The sequence below is a fragment of the Marinobacter sp. W-8 genome (assembly GCF_044342215.1).
In the GTDB taxonomy this organism is placed as follows: Bacteria; Pseudomonadota; Gammaproteobacteria; order Pseudomonadales; family Oleiphilaceae; genus Marinobacter; species Marinobacter nauticus.
This window is the reverse complement of record NZ_CP172297.1, coordinates 2229502-2249379: the sequence shown is the minus strand read 5'-3', so window position 1 is coordinate 2249379 and position 19878 is coordinate 2229502. Positions and strand designations below refer to the sequence as shown.

At 53.4% G+C, this 19878-nt stretch carries 19 protein-coding genes; 14 read left to right on the top strand and 5 right to left on the bottom strand.

Going from position 1 to position 19878, the window contains the following annotated elements; all coding sequences use genetic code 11:
* The first annotated feature begins 103 nt into the window (after positions 1 to 103).
* Positions 104 to 955, top strand: a complete 852-nt coding sequence (locus ACF8YQ_RS10475) for a tyrosine-type recombinase/integrase (protein ID WP_396621338.1) — start codon at positions 104 to 106, stop codon at positions 953 to 955.
* Positions 955 to 2079 (top strand): IS91 family transposase, encoded by a 1125-nt coding sequence (locus tag ACF8YQ_RS10470; protein WP_394133511.1) that lies wholly within the window; start codon positions 955 to 957, stop codon positions 2077 to 2079. The genes ACF8YQ_RS10475 and ACF8YQ_RS10470 overlap by 1 nt, the downstream gene beginning before the upstream one ends.
* A 270-nt stretch (positions 2080 to 2349) precedes the next feature.
* On the opposite strand, the gene ACF8YQ_RS10465 is transcribed toward ACF8YQ_RS10470, so the two are convergent.
* Positions 2350 to 2484 carry a hypothetical protein gene (locus tag ACF8YQ_RS10465; RefSeq protein WP_396621337.1) on the bottom strand — a complete coding sequence of 45 codons (135 nt, stop codon included), beginning with the start codon at positions 2482 to 2484 and terminating at the stop codon, positions 2350 to 2352.
* A gap of 336 nt (positions 2485 to 2820) precedes the next feature.
* Here ACF8YQ_RS10465 and ACF8YQ_RS10460 point away from each other — a divergent pair, with 336 nt between their 5' ends.
* Both ACF8YQ_RS10460 and ACF8YQ_RS10455 read left to right on the top strand, forming a co-directional pair.
* On the top strand, positions 2821 to 3675 hold the full coding sequence (locus ACF8YQ_RS10460; RefSeq protein WP_396621336.1) for a TIR domain-containing protein: 855 nt from the start codon (positions 2821 to 2823) through the stop codon (positions 3673 to 3675).
* Between the two features lie 92 nt (positions 3676 to 3767).
* Positions 3768 to 4232, top strand: coding sequence for a hypothetical protein (locus ACF8YQ_RS10455; RefSeq protein ID WP_396621335.1), 465 nt, complete (start codon positions 3768 to 3770; stop codon positions 4230 to 4232).
* Positions 4233 to 4708: 476 nt separating this feature from the next.
* Here the strand turns inward: ACF8YQ_RS10455 and ACF8YQ_RS10450 are convergent, their stop codons facing one another.
* The gene (locus tag ACF8YQ_RS10450) at positions 4709 to 5752 is read right to left on the bottom strand and encodes an IS110 family transposase (RefSeq protein ID WP_228223648.1); all 1044 of its coding nucleotides are present in this window, start codon (positions 5750 to 5752) and stop codon (positions 4709 to 4711) included.
* 433 nt (positions 5753 to 6185) lie between these two features.
* Entirely contained in the window at positions 6186 to 7211 is a 1026-nt protein-coding gene (locus ACF8YQ_RS10445; RefSeq protein WP_396621334.1) for an IS110 family transposase, read from the bottom strand.
* Between the two features lie 110 nt (positions 7212 to 7321).
* Between ACF8YQ_RS10445 and ACF8YQ_RS10440 the strand changes: the two genes are divergently transcribed.
* The 3 genes from ACF8YQ_RS10440 to ACF8YQ_RS10430 all read left to right on the top strand — a co-directional run bounded on the left by ACF8YQ_RS10440 (position 7322) and on the right by ACF8YQ_RS10430 (position 8997).
* Complete coding sequence (locus ACF8YQ_RS10440) at positions 7322 to 8125, top strand: LEM-3-like GIY-YIG domain-containing protein (protein WP_396621333.1); 804 nt, start codon at positions 7322 to 7324, stop codon at positions 8123 to 8125.
* A gap of 112 nt (positions 8126 to 8237) precedes the next feature.
* Positions 8238 to 8591 carry a hypothetical protein gene (locus tag ACF8YQ_RS10435; RefSeq protein WP_396621332.1) on the top strand — a complete coding sequence of 118 codons (354 nt, stop codon included), beginning with the start codon at positions 8238 to 8240 and terminating at the stop codon, positions 8589 to 8591.
* Positions 8592 to 8661: 70 nt separating this feature from the next.
* A complete protein-coding gene (locus ACF8YQ_RS10430) occupies positions 8662 to 8997 on the top strand; it encodes a hypothetical protein (protein ID WP_396621331.1) in 336 nt (111 codons plus the stop codon).
* 481 nt (positions 8998 to 9478) lie between these two features.
* On the opposite strand, the gene ACF8YQ_RS10425 is transcribed toward ACF8YQ_RS10430, so the two are convergent.
* Positions 9479 to 10522, bottom strand: a complete 1044-nt coding sequence (locus ACF8YQ_RS10425) for an IS110 family transposase (protein WP_396621330.1) — start codon at positions 10520 to 10522, stop codon at positions 9479 to 9481.
* Between the two features lie 577 nt (positions 10523 to 11099).
* Between ACF8YQ_RS10425 and ltrA (ACF8YQ_RS10420) the strand changes: the two genes are divergently transcribed.
* The 4 genes from ltrA (ACF8YQ_RS10420) (at position 11100) to ACF8YQ_RS10405 (ending at position 15211) form a co-directional block, all read left to right on the top strand.
* On the top strand, positions 11100 to 12413 hold the full coding sequence (gene ltrA / locus ACF8YQ_RS10420) for a group II intron reverse transcriptase/maturase (RefSeq protein WP_396621329.1): 1314 nt from the start codon (positions 11100 to 11102) through the stop codon (positions 12411 to 12413).
* 127 nt (positions 12414 to 12540) lie between these two features.
* Positions 12541 to 12942 (top strand): GFA family protein, encoded by a 402-nt coding sequence (locus ACF8YQ_RS10415; RefSeq protein ID WP_396621328.1) that lies wholly within the window; start codon positions 12541 to 12543, stop codon positions 12940 to 12942.
* 493 nt (positions 12943 to 13435) lie between these two features.
* Positions 13436 to 14761 (top strand): group II intron reverse transcriptase/maturase, encoded by a 1326-nt coding sequence (gene ltrA, locus ACF8YQ_RS10410; protein WP_396621327.1) that lies wholly within the window; start codon positions 13436 to 13438, stop codon positions 14759 to 14761.
* Between the two features lie 117 nt (positions 14762 to 14878).
* Positions 14879 to 15211, top strand: coding sequence for a hypothetical protein (locus tag ACF8YQ_RS10405; protein ID WP_222179902.1), 333 nt, complete (start codon positions 14879 to 14881; stop codon positions 15209 to 15211).
* A gap of 478 nt (positions 15212 to 15689) precedes the next feature.
* On the opposite strand, the gene ACF8YQ_RS10400 is transcribed toward ACF8YQ_RS10405, so the two are convergent.
* Positions 15690 to 16733 carry an IS110 family transposase gene (locus ACF8YQ_RS10400; RefSeq protein WP_228223648.1) on the bottom strand — a complete coding sequence of 348 codons (1044 nt, stop codon included), beginning with the start codon at positions 16731 to 16733 and terminating at the stop codon, positions 15690 to 15692.
* 177 nt (positions 16734 to 16910) lie between these two features.
* On the opposite strand from ACF8YQ_RS10400, the gene ACF8YQ_RS10395 reads away from it, so the two are divergent.
* The 3 genes from ACF8YQ_RS10395 (at position 16911) to ACF8YQ_RS10385 (ending at position 19760) form a co-directional block, all read left to right on the top strand.
* The gene (locus ACF8YQ_RS10395) at positions 16911 to 17333 is read left to right on the top strand and encodes a hypothetical protein (RefSeq protein WP_396621326.1); all 423 of its coding nucleotides are present in this window, start codon (positions 16911 to 16913) and stop codon (positions 17331 to 17333) included.
* A gap of 643 nt (positions 17334 to 17976) precedes the next feature.
* Positions 17977 to 18831 (top strand): hypothetical protein, encoded by an 855-nt coding sequence (locus tag ACF8YQ_RS10390; protein ID WP_396621325.1) that lies wholly within the window; start codon positions 17977 to 17979, stop codon positions 18829 to 18831.
* Between the two features lie 203 nt (positions 18832 to 19034).
* Complete coding sequence (locus ACF8YQ_RS10385) at positions 19035 to 19760, top strand: hypothetical protein (protein WP_396621324.1); 726 nt, start codon at positions 19035 to 19037, stop codon at positions 19758 to 19760.
* Positions 19761 to 19878: the final 118 nt, after the last annotated feature.

Here is a 19878-nt window from a genome sequence, read left to right as displayed (position 1 = left end):
CCGCTCCGCGGTAGCGGTGATACTGAGAAACTCCCCGGAATGCAGGTGATTGGAGGATACTTTTGAATGGCCCAAGTGGGCTTTTCAAAGAGGAGATGCCGCCATGACCCCCTTACGTCAGGCTATGATCCAGACCATGCGTCAGCATGGTTTTTCCCCGCAGACCCAAAAAAGTTATCTCTATGTAGTCGCGGATCTGGCTCGATATTATCGTCGATCCCCGGACCAGTTGGAGGTCGGGGATCTGCAGACCTACTTTAATTACCTCGTCCAGGAACGTTCCCTGGCGCCGGCCAGTTGTCGGCTTTACCTGCATGGCATTCGGTTTTTGTATCTGCAGGTGCTGCATTGGGCAGACTTCGACGTGAACCTGGTGCTGCCCAAGCGACCACAGCGCATTCCTGAGTTACTGACTCGTCAGGACGTTGCAAGGATAGTGGGAGCCACCAAGAACCCCAAGCATCGGGCCTTGCTGTTGATCACGTATGGCTGCGGCTTGCGAGTGAGTGAAGCCGTGGCATTGCAAGTGAAGAACATCGACGGGGAGCGCCACCTGCTTCACATCCATCAGGGCAAGGGCGGTAAGGATCGCATGGTGCCCCTGACTGACGTGCTACTCGATGTATTGCGAGCGTATTGGTGCCTTGGCCGCCCCGTACTCTGGCTGTTTCCGAGTGAAGTACTGGTTGGTCAGCACCTGACCGCCACCACGGCCCAGAAGGTTTATCGTCACGCCAAGCGACTCAGCGGCGTGCAAAGACGCGGAGGGATACACGCACTGCGCCACGCCTATGCGACCCATCAGCTGGAACATTGTGTACCGCTCAACGAGTTACAGAAATATCTTGGGCACAGTGATCTGCGCACCACGGAGCGCTACCTGCACTGGTTGCCGGGAATATCCTCACAAAACCGTTCGCCTGCGGACTTGATCGCGGATCTGGGAGGTGCGTGATGGCCGGTTCAGTTACGGTCCAGTCGGCACTGACCCAGTTCCTCTCGACCGACTCATTGGACCGCCACCGTCGCAAGGTGTGCAGTCGACTGATGGATTGCCGCACAGCCCGGATGGGCGGTATGGAAATGCGTTGTGATCACTGCAAAGCACGAACCGTGCATTACTACGGTTGCCGGGACCGGCATTGTCCGCAATGCCAGAGTCGGGCTAGCCAACAGTGGTGTGAGCGCCAGCGTCGATCGCTACTGCCGGTACCCTACTTCCACCTGGTGTTCACCGTGCCCCACGCCCTGAATGGCTGGGTTCAGGTGCACCCGGAAGTGGTTTACCGTCGCCTGTTTGAGTCAGTTTGGAATACGCTCAGTCAGTTTGGCCATAAAACCAAACACTTGCAGGGTGAGTTGGGCATGACAGCCGTGCTCCATACCTGGGGGCAGAATCTGAGTCGCCACGTTCACCTGCATTGCCTGATTCCGGGCGGGGTGCTCACAGAGGCCGGAGAATGGCATGAGGCTAAACATCAATATCTGTTCCCCGTCAGGGCCTTGTCCCGCCGCTTTCGCGGCCGCATGGTATCGTCCCTCAGACGATCGGTCAGAACCGGCGAATTGCACAGACTCACGGAGCCTCAAGCCATCGACGACGTACTCAAAAAAGTGATGCAGCAGGATTGGGTGGTTTACGCCCGCCCTTGTCTGAATCAGGCGGAGACGGTGGTGGATTACCTGGCTCGCTACACCCACCGCATTGCTATCAGTAACGGTCGTTTGTTGTCACAGGACGGCGGCAGAATCATGATCCGCTATGTGGACTACCGGGAAGGAGGGCGCCAGAAGAGCCTGCAACTGGAAGGGGCGGAATTTGTTCGACGGTTCCTCATGCATATCCTGCCCAAGGGCTTTATGCGGATTCGTCACTTTGGTTATCTGAGTAACCGAACCCGACGTCGCAAGCTGACGGCCATTCGTCAGGCCCTTCAAAAGCCACCCGAGGTCGATGTTGAAGTCAAGAATGGCTCGGAGTCCCAACGCAGCTGGCCGTGCCCTCGATGCGAGGACGGTGTGGTTCATATGGTTCGGCAGATTCCCCGGTTTAGAGCCGTTGGTAGAGTGACGGTTTAGCCGCATTTCCTGGCGGCTTCCCGTGGGCGCTACAGTTCCTGAGGAGCTGGGTTGTGACTCGGGCTGAGGCTGGCAATGAAAGAGACAGGGGGGTAGGCTGATCCAAACCACCCAGGGATGAGGCATTTTATGGGGACCATCAGGACGATAAGCACTTCTGCAGAGTACCTTTGCGGGCCTGAACCGCCATCCCGGTATCCGTTCAAAATTTACTTTACCCTTATACATTGTGTGCTGGCATTGGTGGCAGCGGCTTAGTCCAACCCACATTTAAAGGCCATGCTGCGCACGACCATTAAATGCTTCAGTGTTAATGGCCCGGGCCGTCTTCATTTTTGCCGGGCTCAGTGCAAAGGCCTTGGCATCGGGTTTGGCTGCAAAGCCGCCTGTGTTGGTGATGGCCAAGGCCGGAAAAGTTGCTGTCGGGGTTGGTTGCCAAAGTCACCCGCAGCATGGTTATTCATGGCGTGCCCCAGTTGCGGGGCCGTCCAGTTCAAACAGTAATCGGGTTGGTGCGGTTTGCGTTCTGGTTCCTTTCGCCATCCGTTGGGTTGGTGCAAGCTGTTCGGGAGAGGGCATGCAGCGCTGGGTGCCAAGGGAGACCTTGGTGGTGACCGGCCACTAACCAGGCGGTCAACCGGACGCCAAAAGCCTACAGCTTTTGGTTCCCTCCGCTGCGCTCCGGCGCCGGTTACCTCAGCGTTAGCTGTCGAGAAGAAGCCCGCAGAAAAAAGGAAAAGTATGAAAATTTTTATTAGTTGGTCGGGTGATACTAGCAGAAAGGTTGCAGAGGCAGTTCGGGAATGGCTTCCGACTGTTCTGCAAACGGTCAAACCTTACTTCACTCCCAGTGATATTGAAAAGGGGACACGCTGGTCATCTGATATTGCGCAGGAACTTGATGATTCCATGGCTGGTATTTTTTGTGTTACGAGCCAAAATCTCAATAGCCAATGGCTTATGTTTGAGGCGGGTGCGATTTCAAAGAAGGTAGATCAATCTCTCGTTTGTCCGATTCTGATCGGGCTGGATAATTCAGACATCAACGGTCCGCTAACTCAATTTCAAACGACGTTATTTGAGAAATCCGATTTTCGACGGCTCGTCTCAGATTTAAACAAGGCCAACAAATCCAATGTCTTGGAGGAGGGGGTTCTCAACACCGTTTTCGAAAAATTTTGGCCGGAGCTGGAGTCAAAGGTTCAGGGTATAATCGAAGCAAGTGGAGATGAGAATGGCGCTGCCACTGATCTGCGATCAGACCGTGAGCTTCTTGAGGAGGTTTTAGACCTTTCGAGAGCCCTAGCAATCCAGAAATCGGGTGGCTTCAAAGCACACAAAGAGCTGTTCGGACTCATCTCAGATTTTCTATCAGCATACTATGTAATTTTTGAAATAGACTGGGACCATACCAAGTCATGTCTTGAGAACCCAAAATACTTCATATCGAGCTCGGGAACGTTCATAAACCCTAATGTTGAAGATGAAGAAAACAATTGGGGGAACAGGCCGATGCTTCTGAATGCTTACCGTAGATTAATCGATTACATTGAAAGCAATGACATCGATATCCAGCCATACCGGTACGGCAGCTAACAAGGCCAGGCACGGCGACGTCTACTACATTGCGGCTTTGCCTCCATTCCGTAGCCGCGCATGCTGGCTAGCGTTACATGTGAAGAGTTGACATGACACCGGAAGAAGCAGAGAAACAGCTACGGAGGATTAGAGGTCAGCATATAGAAGGTCGCTGGTCTCAGTTATACCACCTATCGAAAGAGTCTGGTGACTCCGCGATACGCTACCTTTTCACTACTAATGCGGGCGGTGCAGTCGCGGTACTGGCGTATCTTGGTTCTGTGGCACAGAACGGAGGCGCGCCTTGGTCCGCGAAGGTTGCCTTGATTTGCTTTTTCACAGGGCTCTTATTCGTGGGTTTTTATCGCGTCTACATAGTCCACCATCACGAAGGGCTATTTGAAAATTACAAAAGGCTTGTCAATTCATACTACGAGGACGGTATTGATTGGCAGCAATTGCTTAAAGCCGACGAAGAAAAGGTCGGTAACTCGAAAGTTCCGTATGTGTTTGGCTATCTGTCATTTTTCAGTTTTATTTCCGGGTGCATTGCCGGCGCAGTTGGTATTTTGTAGCCCAACATGTAACACATATGAGCCTTCTCGGAATCAATAGGCAAGAGTCATTTTTTTGGCCGCGCCAGCGGCCAACCTAAATCCATGAGCGAGAACGCCTGCTTCGTCAGTCTCGCGGAGCTGTCAGGCACTTACAGCAAACACATATAGGGGCTCTCTTACGTGGCTTTAGGCCACTGCCTGACCGGTCGTTCCATCAGTGGGTCAGGGGCACCAGACATTCATCGGTTAACCGGTCACTGGCACTATTCAAACGACGGGCTGCATGGCTCCAGTTAGTGTCAGGCTCAGGACCGGTGTAAGCGCACTGGCTCATGGTATTAAGGCACGCCCACGGGCTGGCTAATCAAGTCGCTCTGGCTTCAACATCGGTGACAGAAAACCGCTTGGGTATCGGTGTACCAGTCAGCAGACTTGCGGTCTTCGGTGTCATCCTTTCTGATCCAGTTAGACGTCTTGCTCAGCCCGTGGCGTGACTAACCTCTCAAGAACCGTTGTTCATCGAACACCCTCTTGTCTTTGAGCATGAAGTACACAGCTCTACCCAACTTGTGTGCCAAGGCGGATAGGGCCTTGGGTTTGTTCATGCGCTTCTGCAATTTTTCGACGTAGCGTTTGGCCTTGTCGTTGTTACGAATGAACAGCACCGCCGCTTCTGAGAACGCCCACTTCAAATGAGCATTGCCGATCTTGTTGCCCTGAGTGCCGTAGATTTTGCCGGCGGATTCGGCTTTGCACTTCACCAGGCGAGCGTAGGACGCGAACTTCTGAACGGATTCGAAACGTTGGATATCGCCGACTTCGTAGAGAATGGTTAGGGCCAGAATGCGACCAACTCCAGGAATGGTCTTCAGTACGTTGAGTGATGCCGGGTCGTGTTGCTTGGCTTGCTGCTCCAGGTGCCACTCAAGCTTTTTGAGTTCGTGCTGATAGCAGTCGACGATGGCCAGGTCCAGATCGATATTGCGCTGAACGTCTGGATCGCTAAAAGCGGCGGTCAGTTGTGATCGGCCACCAGGGTTGTTGAGGTTGGCTTTGCTGGGCGGCAGATTGTACTGGCCCAGAGTGTTCACTGCGTGGGCCTTGAGCATGGCACCATGCCGGACAATGCGGGTACGGCGGCGCAATAGATCGCGGGTGGCCCGCATCTCCCTGGGGTAGACGTAAGCCAATGGGAAATTGCCACCGCGCATGAGCATGGCGATCTTGAAGGAATCAATACGGTCGTTCTTGGTTTTGCCGCCATGGATCGCCTTCATGTACAGCGCATGGCCCAGAATGAAGTTGATGCCGTGTTCTTCGCACAGGTCTGATATCCAGTACCAGCAGTGCATGCATTCGACACCCACGACCAGGTCATCACGGAAAGGTTCGAGCAGGGCGAGTAAAAGTTCAGGCTGGGCTTTGATTTCCTTGTGCAGAAGGACCTCGCCCTGTTGGTCGATGATGCAGACGTACAGACTACGGGCGTGCAGATCGATTCCACAATAATGGCGATGGGTGCTATGGTAAAAGTTCATTGAGTCTTCTCCCTTGTAGTGCTTGGTCGCCTTCCAGCTTAGCGGGTAACCGCAGGGCTGGGGAGAAGGCTCAATCAGTATCAAGTCGCTGTAGTACGCGGCCTGCGGCCGCCGGACGCCCTTTTCATTGCGGCTTCGCCTCCATTACAAGGGCGCCGCTAAGCTCAGCTACATGGACTCCCCCTGCGGTCAAGCAACGCCATTTGATTCCGAAGCGGTTTGAGACTGCAGCTCTACATTCGGCCTCTTTGTGGGCGTGTGTGCCCGGGCCAGGATGATGATGCGTGTGAGTGATGACCTCATTCGTTAGTCGGCTTGTATCAGCCGCGAAGCTTAACAGGTTCAATCACTCTCGGTCTGACCGTTCCGTCATCGCTTGCCGTTGCTAGACTCGGCGGGCAGGCGTGTTCTGCCTGTCGTTGGTGCCTGGTTATCAGCCCTCCATAGGCTGTGTTTTAAACTCGGTTTGGTTCATCAACAGTGCCCAGATAATCCGGGCATTCTTGGCGGCCAATGCCACGGCGGCTCGTTTGTAGCCGCGGCGTTCCACCAACCCTTTGGCCCACTCGCTGAGTTGATCGTGTTTGTCAGCTAGCTTGGCAATCACCGCTCGAGTGCCGTGGATTAATAGTGTTCGCAGGTACTTGTCCCCGCGCTTGGTGATTCTACCCAGCCGGGGCTTGCCTCCGGTCGAGTACTGCCTGGGTACGAGCCCGAGCCAGGCGGCAAAGTGTCGTCCGCTTTTGAACTGTCTGGGATCCGGCGCACTGGCCAAGATTGCGGTGGCTGTTTGGGGGCCGATGCCTGGAATGGCCATCAACCGTTTGGCCTGTTCGTCGCGCCGGGCCATGGCTTCGATTTCCCGGTCATAGGCCAGGATTTCCTCATCGAGCTGGAGAATGCGTTGGTTGATGTTGTTGAGTAAACGCCGGGCCAGCATGGGCAAGCCGTTTTCGGCATCTTCCAGGATTTCCGGAATCCGATGGCGAGCGTGATAACGGCCCTGAGGAATGATCAGTCCGAACTCGGCCAGCAGCCCGCGAATCTGATTGATCTGTGCGGTGCGTTCTTTGGTCAGCCCACGGCGGATGCGGTGCAGGCACAGCACGGCTTGTTGATCTTCGGTCTTGACCGGGACAAAGCGCATGTTGGGTCGGCTGACGGCTTCGCAGATGGCCTCGGCATCGTTGTCGTCATTCTTGCTGCTCTTGCGATACGGAGCGACAAAGCGGGGCGCAATGATCCGGGCATCGTGGCCGAGTTTGGTTAACCCCCGAGCCCAGTAATGGGTACCGGAACAGGCCTCCATGCCAATCAGGCACGGTGGCAGTTGTGCGAAGAACGCCAGCAGCTTAGGGCGATTGAGCCGTTTGCGAACCACGACCTTGCCGTGTTGATTGGTGCCATGAATACTGAACACAGTTTTCGCCAGATCGATGCCAATGGTTGTAACATTCATGATGACTCCTCCTGCTTCGGATTGAAGATGTCAGACACCTTCAATGTGGCACATGACTGATGCCGTGGGAGCAGGGGGAGTCCATATCATTCGTTATGCCCTAAGGTGCTATGAGTAACTATTACGTCTACGTGTACATTGATCCCAGGAATTTCGAGGAGTTTTACTATGGGAAAGGTAAAGGCTCCCGGAAACATGCTCACCTGAATGACGAGTCAGATAGCGAAAAATCCCGGCGCATAAAGGCCATTAAGAAAGAAGGGCTGGAGCCAATCATCAGGGTTATTGCTCGCAATCTATCTGAACACGATGCGCTGCTGGTTGAGAAGACACTACTCTGGAAGTTAGGTAAGCAGTTAACGAATATCTCCTCCGGCCATTATGCAGACAATTTTCGTCCGCACGACTCCCTGCACAAATATCTGTCGGGGTTCGATTTTCAAAATGGGCTGTATTACTACAACGTAGGGGAAGGCCCGCACCGCAACTGGGATGACTACGTTGCCCATGGGTTTATCTCCGCAGGCCAAGCACCAAGGTTCCGGGATGCAATGCTAGGTTTGCAGACAGGGGATTTTGTTGCAGCATACCTTAAGCGCCACGGCTTTGTTGGGGTTGGCCAAATTACTCAAAGCGCGCGGCCGGTGCGTGAGGTTCTGGTAGATGGTATCCCACTTTTGCAGAAAGAGCTGGTATGCCCAAATATTGCGGAAAACTCGAACGATCTCGATAAGTCAGAGTATGTCGCACTCGTGGACTGGGTAAGGACTGTTCCGCGGAGCGCGGCAAAATGGAAATCAAAGAGTGGCTTGTTTACCTCGCAGCTCATTCGAGCCTCGCTGGATGGCCAGCCAGAAACTGTAAAGTTTTTGGAACAGGAGTTTGCCATTGATTTCGCGGAACTTTTGGCATAACAATCGGCTGCACCGCGACCGATTTTCCGCCGCTTCGCGGCTCCAAACCGGCGCGTGAGCCGGGCGTTAATTACGAGCTCTGTGCTCAAGGAGATGGTATGTCAACGTTCTGGTGGATCGTCATAATAATTGCGATTATTCTAAGGATAAAGCCGTTAGATCTTACAACGCATCAGACGAGGCGGCTCCTTGGTTTCAATCGCATGGAATTAATCCTGATTCGGTTATGTTTAGCACTTATGAAGATCCGGATCTTACCGTGATCCCAAATGCAGTTCTGCTGGTAGGTCAAGGAAGTAGCATTTCAGGTGAGACAGGATTTGCGATTGAGATTCTGCCCGGTGTAGGTGTTGTGCAGGCTCATTTATTCCATCGTCCAGGGCATGCATCCCACCATAAAACTATTGCAGCAAAAGCCAAGGCGCTGGGGATTCCTTTTATCGAAGTCGCTCAGACCATGAAGTAAGTTTGATTAACAAAGCCAGTCACGGCGACGCCTACTACATTGCGGCTTCGCCTTCATTCCGCAGCCGCGCATGCTGGCTGGCGTTAAAGGTCCTATGAAATCCGAGAATTTTCACAATGCCGATCACCCGCTGAAAGTTGTGGTTGAGCTAGCTGAGACAGGTTCTGGTGGTCGCCATAGGCCGGTTGTACCTGGCGAAAATTGGCGACCTGACATGTATCTAATTGGAAGTGGTCGCCAGTTTTGGGGTCAGATAGATTTCGAGGATTTGGCATATCCTGGCAGCACACAAGAGGGATGGTTATATGCTAGCTACCCTGAAGACTTATCTAATCAGCTCGTGTCAGGTGCAAAAATAAGACTAATCAGTGGGGCGCAAGATGTCGGTATTGCCACCATTTGGTAGCCCGTATAAAGCCTTTAACACATATGAGCCTTCTCGGAATCAATAGGCAAGAGTCATTTTTTTGGCCGCGCCAGCGGCCAACCTAAATCCATGAGCGAGAACGCCTGCTTCGTCAGTCTCGCGGGGCTGTCAGGCACTTACAGCAAACACATATAGGGGCTCTCTTACGTGGCTTTAGACCACAGCCTGACCGGTTGTTCCATCGGTGGGTCAGGGGCACCAGGCATTCATCGGTTAACCGGCCACTGGCACTATTCAAGGATCTGGCTGCGTAGCTCCAGTTAGCGTCAGGCTCAGGGCCGGTGTAAGCGCACTGGCTCATGGCATTAAGGCACGCCCACGGGGCGGCTAATCAAGGCGACTGGCTTCAACGACGGTGATAGAAAGCCGGTTCGGTATCAGGTACCAGTCAGCAGACACCCGGCTTTCAGTTATCATCCTGTTTGATCCAGTTAGACGTCATGCTCACCCCGTGGCGTGACTAACCCTTTAGGAATCGTTGTTCATCGAACACCCTCTGATGCTTGAGCATGAAGTAGGCGGCCCGGCCGAGCTTGTGGGCCAGCGCGGACAGCGCCTTGGGTTTGTTCATGCGTTTCTGGAGTTTCTGCAGGTAGCGCTGTGCTTTGTCATTGCCCCGCAGGTACAGCACCGCTGCTTCTGAGAAGGCCCACTTCAGGTGGGCGTTGCCGATCTTGTTGCCCTGAGTGCCGTAGACTTTCCCAGCAGACTCGGCTTTGCACTTGATGAGCCGGGCGTAAGAAGCAAATTTCTGGACCGATTCGGAGCGTTGAACATCGCCGACTTCGTAGAGAATGGTCAGCGCCAGGATGCGCCCCACACCGGGAATGGTCCTCAGCACACTCAGGGAAGCGGGATCATGTTGTTTGGCTTGCCGTTCCAGGTGTTCTTCCAGCTTGCTGAGTTCCCGGTGATAGCATTCGATGATGGCCAGGTCGAGATCGATGTTGCGCTGAACATCCTGCCCGGCAAAGGCCGCCTGAACCTGTTCCCGGGCCCCCACATTCTTCAGGTTGACCTTGTTGGGCGGCAGGTTGTATTGGCTCGTGGTGTTGACCACATGGGCCTTGAGCATGGCTCCGTGCTGGACGATGCGGGTGCGTCGGCGCAGTAAATCCCGGGTTGCCCGCATCTCCTTGGGATAAACGTAGGCCCGGGGGAAATTGCCGCCCTTCATGAGCATGGCGATTTTGAAAGAATCGATACGGTCGTTCTTGGTTTTACCACCGTGAATGGCCTTCATATACAAGGCATGGCCCAGGATAAAGTGAATGCCGTGTTCTTCACACAGATCCGAGATCCAGTACCAGCAGTGCATGCATTCGACACCGATTACCAGATCATCACGAAACGGTTCGAGCAGGGCTAGTAGCGGTTCCGGGCGCGCTTTGATTTCCTTGTGCAGAAGTACCTCGCCCTGTTGGTCGATGATGCAGACATACAGGCTGCGGGCATGCAGATCGATTCCACAATAATGGCGGTGGGTGCTATGGTAAAAGTTCATGAGTCTTCTCCCTTGTAGTGCTTGGTCGCCTTCCAGCTTAGCGGGTAACCGCTGGGCTGGGGAGAAGGCTCAATCAGTATCAAGGTGGTCAACGGGACGCCAACTACGCTGCGCTCGTGTGTCATGACGAAAGACTTCAGTCTTTCTTGCTGTACTCAAGATGAGGGAAGGCCCCTCGGCCTCGGTGACCAGACACCGGGATCAAACCGCCCTGTGCGGCTTGCATTAAGAGTGCGGGTCGTGAGCGACATGGGAAAAGGCCGTCAAGAGCGGTCAGGTACGTACCCAAGGAGATGAACGAAAGTGAACCGCCGATGAGGGGTCGAAATGTAGACAGATGTTGTCAGAACCGGGGACCGAGCGTCTCCCCGGGATGAGCTGTGACGTGAGCTGGCACAACGGACACAGCGGCAGCCGGTCTTGAGGCGGCATGACCTGGGTACAGGCTTGAGTATGGAACATGAGAACCTGTCGTCCTGATGTTAAGGGAGAAGCACAAGTGGAGATCCCACGAGGCGAGAGTACCGATGCAGGACACAGGGACGGATTGGCCCGTAGTAGTGTGGAAACACCTGTAATGGGTGTGGAGCGAAGGGGGCAAGTTATCCCGTCGGATCTAGATGGCCAACCGAATTCCGGGAGGAGCCGTCAGGGTCAGGCAAAACCATTTACCATCCCGAAGGCCTTGGTCTATCAGGCCTACAAGCGGGTTCGAGCCAACAAAGGTAGCGCCGGGGTAGATCATCAGAGTCTGGAAGACTTTGATGGTGACCTCAGCAATAACCTTTACAAGCTTTGGAACCGTTTGTCCTCAGGAAGCTATCATCCACCACCGGTTTTGCGCGTGGAGATCGAAAAGGCGGATGGGGCAACCCGTCGTCTCGGCATCCCAACGGTTGCCGACCGCATTGCGCAGATGGTGGTCAAGCTGCTGATTGAACCGGAACTGGAACAACACTTCCACCCGGACTCTTACGGCTACCGCCCGGGAAAGTCAGCGCACGATGCGCTGAAACAGACTCAGGCCCGGTGCTGGAAGAAAGCCTGGGTGCTGGATATGGACATTCAAGGCTTCTTCGACAACATCGACCACAACCTATTAATGAAGGCCGTGGATCGTCATGTGACCGAGGACTGGCAGAAGCTGTACATCCGACGCTGGCTAAGCGCGCCGGTTCAGTTGGCGGATGGTTCCGTGGAGGAACGCGATCGGGGCACGCCGCAAGGCGGTGTGATCAGTCCCTTACTGGCAAACCTGTTCCTGCACTACGTCTTTGATCGCTGGGTGGAGAAGCGCTGGGGTGGCATCCAGTTCGAACGCTATGCGGACGATATCGTATGCCATTGTTCCAGTGAACGGGAAGCTCAAGCACTGAAATCGGTCCTTGAGGCACGATTCACAGCGTGTGGCTTGACGCTCCATCCCCGCAAGACAAAGATTGTGTATTGTAAGAGCGAGTACAACCGGCGGGGCTACCCGGAGATCGCGTTTGATTTTCTGGGTCACACCTTCCGACCGCGGCTGATCCGCAACCGGTTGGGACAAAAGAAAGTCTACTTCACGGCGGCCATCAGCCAGAGTGCAGCGAAAGAGATCCGCAAGCAGATCAACGAGTGGCCCTGGAAATGGTGGCGACAGAAAGAACTCGGGCAGTTCGCTCGATTCTGTCAGTCCCGCCTCCGAGGCTGGATGCAGTACTATAGCCTGTTTGGCCGCAGCTACATTCGGAATGTGCTGTTTCATTTCGATCTGAGGTTGAGCCGGTGGGCATTAGGGAAGTATCGGAAACTCAGAGGTCTGTTACAGGCTGCCCGGAGAGTGAATGGACTGCGTCGGCGACGGCCGGATCTATTTGCTCACTGGGCAGGATCAAGGGCAATGGTTGGATAACAAGAGCCGTATGAATCGAGAGGTTCACGTACGGTTCTGTGAGAGACTTTGGGGGTGGTTCCCAGGGCCTACTCGACCGTTGCCGCCCATTACCACTGGCGTTAAATGTACAGAAGGAGACCCCCTCATGGGGCTGAAGGGAAGCTGTTTGTGTGGTGAGATAAGTTACGAAATAGACTCTGTGGATATGCCCATTGTGCATTGTCACTGCCAAACTTGTCGTAAAGCCCACGCTGCCCCGTTTGCCTCTACGGCTGGCGTAAAGCGCGAGAATTTCCGCTGGCTCAAGGGTGCAAGTTCCATTTCAACGTTCGAGTCCTCGCCAGGGAAGTTGCGTCATTTTTGCAAATGCTGTGGGTCTCATTTGGTAGCAGAGAGGCCGGCTCAGCCACATGTAATCGTTTGGGTAGCTACTTTGGACGTTGACCCTGAATTGAGACCAGAGGCTCATATTTGGGTTTCACATGACGCACCATGGCTTGAGTACGAGGGTGTGCGCAAGCACAGAGAATGGCGTGACGACATTTAACCAGTCAATTAAGTTCGTTCCGGCCTGCGGCCTCCACCGGACGCCCTAGTCGGGCGCCGCTTATTATTGGCGTGTGTGCCGGGCATGGCACAGAACTAGGGAGGTGAAAGTCCTCCTGCCAGGTGTTCGCAGAGCCGAAGGCTAGGAGAAGGGCAAGGGCGTCATCGCGAGGTGGGGTCTAAAGGAAGCCCAATCCAAAGCGGCGGGGCGACGAACAGGAACCCGATACGAGGTGTGGTACACCCGGGGCGAGCGGGCACGTGACCGCGAAGCCCTCCTTCTGCGAGCGGGGTGTACTTTATAAATCGGGCGTCTACGCCGTGAAAGCTCTGTGCCTTACCCCGGGAGGTCTGCCATGTGTGGACGGACCCACTGAGAGACGAGCGATCGCCTCTGATCGCGTGGTAGAAATCAGCCGAGGGCATAGTAGGTTCGCCCGTGAACCGAAGGCCCGAACAGAGACAGGAGTCGAGTGTCCGTGCAGGGAAACGGGATGGCATCCGCAAAGCAGCTTGCGCTGCCCCTGGAGTCTCCAGGTGATGAACCCGTTGCCGGAAACCGGGAAGACTCGCACTCCGTTCAACCCTCACCGTGGATGGCGCGTGTATTGAGCAGGGACAACCTCAATCGCGCCCTGAAACAGGTTCGACGTAACAAGGGAGCGCCGGGCATCGACGGTATGACCGTGGATGAACTGACGGATTATCTGCGCCAACATTGGCCGGAGATCCGGCAACAACTGCTCCAGCAGACCTATCGACCAAAACCGGTCCGGCGGGTCACCATCCCCAAAGCCAACGCCGGTTCCCGCCCCCTGGGTATTCCGACGGTGCTGGACCGCTTTATCCAGCAAGCAATCGCTCAGGTTATCCAGCAGGATTGGGAACCCCGCTTCCACCCACACAGCTATGGCTTCCGCCCGGGGCATTCTGCCCATCAGGCAGTCCGATACGGACAGCACTGCGCTCGGGAAGGCTGTAACTGGGTAGTGGATCTGGACTTGGAAGCCTTCTTTGACCGGGTAAATCATGATCGGCTGATGGCACGGCTGAAAAGGCATACGCCGGACAGGCCGCTGCTCAGGTTGATCAACCGGTACCTGAAGGCAGGTGTACAGATCGACAGCCGCAAAACACCAACACCCGAGGGCGTGCCTCAAGGCGGGCCACTGTCTCCGGTGTTGGCGAATGTGGTGCTGGATGAGCTGGATTGGGAGCTGGAACGGCGCAACCTGAAATTTGCCCGCTACGCGGATGACTGCCAGATCTACGTGGGCAGTCACCGCGCAGGCGAGCGGGTGATGGTGAGTCTGACGCGCTTTATCGAGGACTCGCCGAGGCTCACAGTGAATACACGAAAGAGCGCGGTAGACCGGCCCTGGAAGCGAAGCTTCCTGGGCTTCACCCTCAGCCGGAAAGGGCAGCGATTGAGAGTGGCTGACAAAGCCATCAGCAAGCTGAAAGCCCAAATCCGGATACTGAGCCGCCGAACACGGGGCCACTCCCTGGCCCAGGTGATCGCAGATCTGAAAGAGACCCTGCTTGGTTGGAAAGCGTACTTCGACACAGCCGAAGTGCTGAGCCCGCTGCGGGACCTGGACAAGTGGATAAGGCGGAGAATGAGAAGTTACGTGTGGAAGCAATGGGGCCGAAGAGGGTATCGTGAACTGAGAAAGCGGGGCGTCCCGGTCAGACTGGCTTGGAACACCGCCAAATCAGCTCACGGCCCGTGGCGGCTGAGTCATTCGCCGGCACTGCGACAAGCCTTGCCGGCCCGATTGTTCCGGAGCTATGGACTGCCGGAGCTGGCAGTACGGTAACGGGTTGAATCAAGTCACTGAATCGCCGTGGTACGTGATCCGTATGCCCGGTGATGTGGGAGGAGGGGCATCGTGAGGTGCCTCCCTATCCCGATTATAAGCACTAGGGAAGTCAGCATGCTTAACAAGGCAGTTTTAGTATATTTGTTCTTATTATCAGGATCCGCTATCGCTGAGGAAAAACCGCCTGAGCTTTGGTCATGGTTTAAAGATCTGAACAAGTCCAAAGAGGCTTGCGAGATACAAAGCTCTTATGCACTGCAAGTCCTAGGGCTAGAGAATCAAGTTGAAAATGAGTACGGAATATACGGGAACGTAAAGTCAAATCGTGTTGTGGTTAAATGTATAGAAATATCACCCAATAAAAGCAAGCTCATGGTTGCGGTTGCTGGCTACAACAGGGATTCAGTTGAGCTTGTAAGAAATAAAATCATTGATTCAATTCAGTAGCATAGAGCTTATAACACATATGAGCCTTCTCGGAATCAATAGGCAAGAGTCATTTTTTTGGCCGCGCCAGCGGCCAACCTAAATCCATGAGCGAGAACGCCTGCTTCGTCAGTCTCGCGGAGCTGTCAGGCACTTACAGCAAACACATATAGGGGCTCTCTTACGTGGCTTTAGGCCACTGCCTGACCGGTCGTTCCATCAGTGGGTCAGGGGCACCAGACATTCATCGGTTAACCGGTCACTGGCACTATTCAAACGACGGGCTGCATGGCTCCAGTTAGTGTCAGGCTCAGGACCGGTGTAAGCGCACTGGCTCATGGTATTAAGGCACGCCCACGGGCTGGCTAATCAAGTCGCTCTGGCTTCAACATCGGTGACAGAAAACCGCTTGGGTATCGGTGTACCAGTCAGCAGACTTGCGGTCTTCGGTGTCATCCTTTCTGATCCAGTTAGACGTCTTGCTCAGCCCGTGGCGTGACTAACCTCTCAAGAACCGTTGTTCATCGAACACCCTCTTGTCTTTGAGCATGAAGTACACAGCTCTACCCAACTTGTGTGCCAAGGCGGATAGGGCCTTGGGTTTGTTCATGCGCTTCTGCAATTTTTCGACGTAGCGTTTGGCCTTGTCGTTGTTACGAATGAACAGCACCGCCGCTTCTGAGAACGCCCACTTCAAATGAGCATTGCCGATCTTGTTGCCCTGAGTGCCGTAGATTTTGCCGGCGGATTCGGCTTTGCACTTCACCAGGCGAGCGTAGGACGCGAACTTCTGAACGGATTCGAAACGTTGGATATCGCCGACTTCGTAGAGAATGGTTAGGGCCAGAATGCGACCAACTCCAGGAATGGTCTTCAGTACGTTGAGTGATGCCGGGTCGTGTTGCTTGGCTTGCTGCTCCAGGTGCCACTCAAGCTTTTTGAGTTCGTGCTGATAGCAGTCGACGATGGCCAGGTCCAGATCGATATTGCGCTGAACGTCTGGATCGCTAAAAGCGGCGGTCAGTTGTGATCGGCCACCAGGGTTGTTGAGGTTGGCTTTGCTGGGCGGCAGATTGTACTGGCCCAGAGTGTTCACTGCGTGGGCCTTGAGCATGGCACCATGCCGGACAATGCGGGTACGGCGGCGCAATAGATCGCGGGTGGCCCGCATCTCCCTGGGGTAGACGTAAGCCAATGGGAAATTGCCACCGCGCATGAGCATGGCGATCTTGAAGGAATCAATACGGTCGTTCTTGGTTTTGCCGCCATGGATCGCCTTCATGTACAGCGCATGGCCCAGAATGAAGTTGATGCCGTGTTCTTCGCACAGGTCTGATATCCAGTACCAGCAGTGCATGCATTCGACACCCACGACCAGGTCATCACGGAAAGGTTCGAGCAGGGCGAGTAAAAGTTCAGGCTGGGCTTTGATTTCCTTGTGCAGAAGGACCTCGCCCTGTTGGTCGATGATGCAGACGTACAGACTACGGGCGTGCAGATCGATTCCACAATAATGGCGATGGGTGCTATGGTAAAAGTTCATTGAGTCTTCTCCCTTGTAGTGCTTGGTCGCCTTCCAGCTTAGCGGGTAACCGCAGGGCTGGGGAGAAGGCTCAATCAGTATCAAGGCCAGGCGCAGCGACGCCTGCTACATTGCGGCTTCGCCTCCATTCCGCAGCCGCGCATGCTGGCTGGCGTTAAAAGTCACAAGGAAGTATTCGTGGAATTTCTGTTAATACTGCTCATCCCACTTGGATTTATTGGAGTTTTCCTTGCGGCTCCCTTTTGGATCTCTCGGGTCACGAAAGCCGAGCATGAAGAGGTACTTACTGAAGCCCAAAACTATGAGGGAAAGGAGAGAGACGAGTTCATAGAAGCACAGCGAAAAGACAAACGCCTTGGCGAATACAGCAAGAGCCTCTCTGGAGGAGCGGTACTTATCTTCATAGCTGGACTTGCTCTGCTGTCAGGGGAGCTTTCGATTCGAGGAGGCGACCCAATAGTAAGCCAAGCTAATGGCGATGATCGATTCTTTGCTTTTGTAGGGATTATTTTGGTTTTGGGTGTTTTGCTTGCTGGATACGGGTTGATCGGGAAGTGGAAAAATGGAACGTTAAACAAGTCACGGAAGACGGACGCGTAGGACGCGCTGATGACTACTACGTTACGCCTTCGGCTACATTTCGTGAGCGCGCATGCTGCAAGCGTTATGTTTAAGAGAGCAGCATGAGCCAGATAGTATGTCCAGCTTGCAAAGATGCCACGGTAGTTGAAGTTGGCGAAAATCCAGAGGGAGTAAAGTATTTTGTTTGCTCTCGCTGCAGAGAGTCAAAACGGTGGTGCTCCAGGTGTGATCAGGGGTGGCTATATAAATGGGTAGATCCAACCACAAATGGAGTTCTATTCAATTGCGACGAATGCGAGGCTACTTGGTATTCCATCGAAAAAGTTGGCTCTAAAGACACGTCTCAGTTTGATCGTCCTTTTGACGGAAGTATGGAGGGGTTCAAGAAAGTGACAACTTATGAGGAAAAATAATAAACGCGTGTTCTCGGACTAATTGTTCGCTGTGCTCCAAACCAGATTTAAATGTGAGCTTGTTTTAAATACAATTGTTGTGGCTTAGATCATTTTGCAAGCTATTAATTTGCTTGTGGCGACGTGATATGCAAAGAGATCGATAACTAATTGGTCAATATGTAGCGTTCCAGAGCACCAAAAGTGATTAGAGGGCTAGCTTCGTTCGATATGTCGACAATCAAAATTTTTGAAAAGGAATTCATTCGATGGGCACAGATAAGACTGATCGAAAACTCACAGGTGTCAATTTACTAGTATCGGCTGCCGTGATCGGGGCGCTGGCTTGGTTCGCGATGCAGCATCCGAAAGAGGCAGATTGGGTTTTCTACACCCCGGATGGGGAAATCATTGAAGGAGGAATCTACAAACGCTGCTTAAACCGTGTTTCGAACGAGTGGGGCCAATGTCATTACATCAATTATCTAATGAGGGGTACCCGGTGGTCCTCGACGATAAGTGTGCCAGATCTCGGTGAAGATCCAGATGGCGTCAAGATCATCGAGAATTCTGACGGAGGGTGTTACATTTTCGCCAAACATGGGCACGACAGGGTCAGAGTTTTGATAGAGCGTGGGCACGCTTTTTCGGGAACTGCTCGGTTAAGCCGTCAGGAATCAAAAACTATTCTGTTTACTGAATTTATGGTTCCTGTTAGTAACTCTTTCACTGAGTGGGGCACTCCCGCTTTATTTGACGGTGATATCAATTTTCACGATCGTGAAGATGACGCCTTAATATATGGCCCATCCGAAAATCTGGTTAGTTGGAGAAAGCGAGGGCCAATCGTGCCGTTTGAACTTGATAACGAACGGCAATCTCGACGAATAGGTTATAAATTCAGCGACGAATATGATCAGCTTATTGCATACAATGAGGTGCTTGTTGATGACTTTCCGATTCCTTACAGGGATGAACTGTTGGAAGATGAAGCCGCTGCCAGCGCTTTCGAGAAGGGCGTGATCGCTGAGGCATTTGCCTGGCGCGATGAAGTTTTGGCCGACTTTAGTTCGAAGTCGGGTATTGAAATTCCAATCACTTGTGACGTACTAAGGTCAATTTGAGAGCGCGCCCAATGCGTCATTGGTTGACCAAGTACTCTGTACGAGCGTTCAGCGCTAAAAATTTGGTTGGGATAATTGTCGAGGCAGGTATCCGCCTTTTCCCGGCCGTAAGTATTCTCTAGCAAGGCAATTAAATTCGTCCAGGCTAGATCTATATTGATAATACGATCCATATTGGTTTATTTCAGGGAAAAGCAACTGTTATGTCAGGGAAAGAGTGCAGCGATGAAAACCCACAGATTATTTCCATCAGTAGCCGTGGCTCAAAACGGAGTGCACGACTGGCATGCAAGGCCAGCATTCCGGTACCCGGCCTTAAACAGAAAAGTCCTCCGGAACTGGGATATCCATGGGTGGACCGGTGGACACGGAGTAATCAGGCAGCAGGGTCAAAGTTCTCCTATTTACTGGGGCTGTTTTTTCTGCTGTTGCCAGTTGGCTTGGTCTTTTCGCCGGGCGACGGAGTTTCTTCCTTTCTGGTCGTGGGCCCATTCTTTGGCATCTTCATTCTGGGTTCGCAGTTGAACACCAGCTGCAAACTCTACATTTATGGTCCCGCCTTGCTGAAGCTGGGAACGATTCCTGAAGTTGGCGGAACATCTTCGGGAGCCATTCGGTTTCTTAGGCCGTTACGCGGCTGCGAATTTGTCGAAATCAAACTGGCTTGCTACGAGAAAGACGCCAGGAAAAAAAGCGATTATTCATACAGCGACGCCGAGTACTGGAGTATAAAGCAGCAGCTCAGGTTAAGGCCCGAAGGCCAAGAAACAATCGTCGAATTCAGTTTTGATTTACCCACCGGCTTACCAATCGATGAGCCGTTCAGTTTTTACTGGCGCCTTGAAGTGCGGGGTACGTCCCGTTGTAAAAGCATGTACCGCAGCTGGCGTATGCCCGTGAAAAACTTTACGGGAGCAAAAGTAGTTTGATGAGCTTTCTCTTTTCCTTAAATGATTCAATCGAAGATACGTCGCACCTAGAAATCGAAAGTGTAAAGAAGCTCGATTACGAGTTGTCGTAAAGAGGTATAGTTTCGTTATCCTCTCT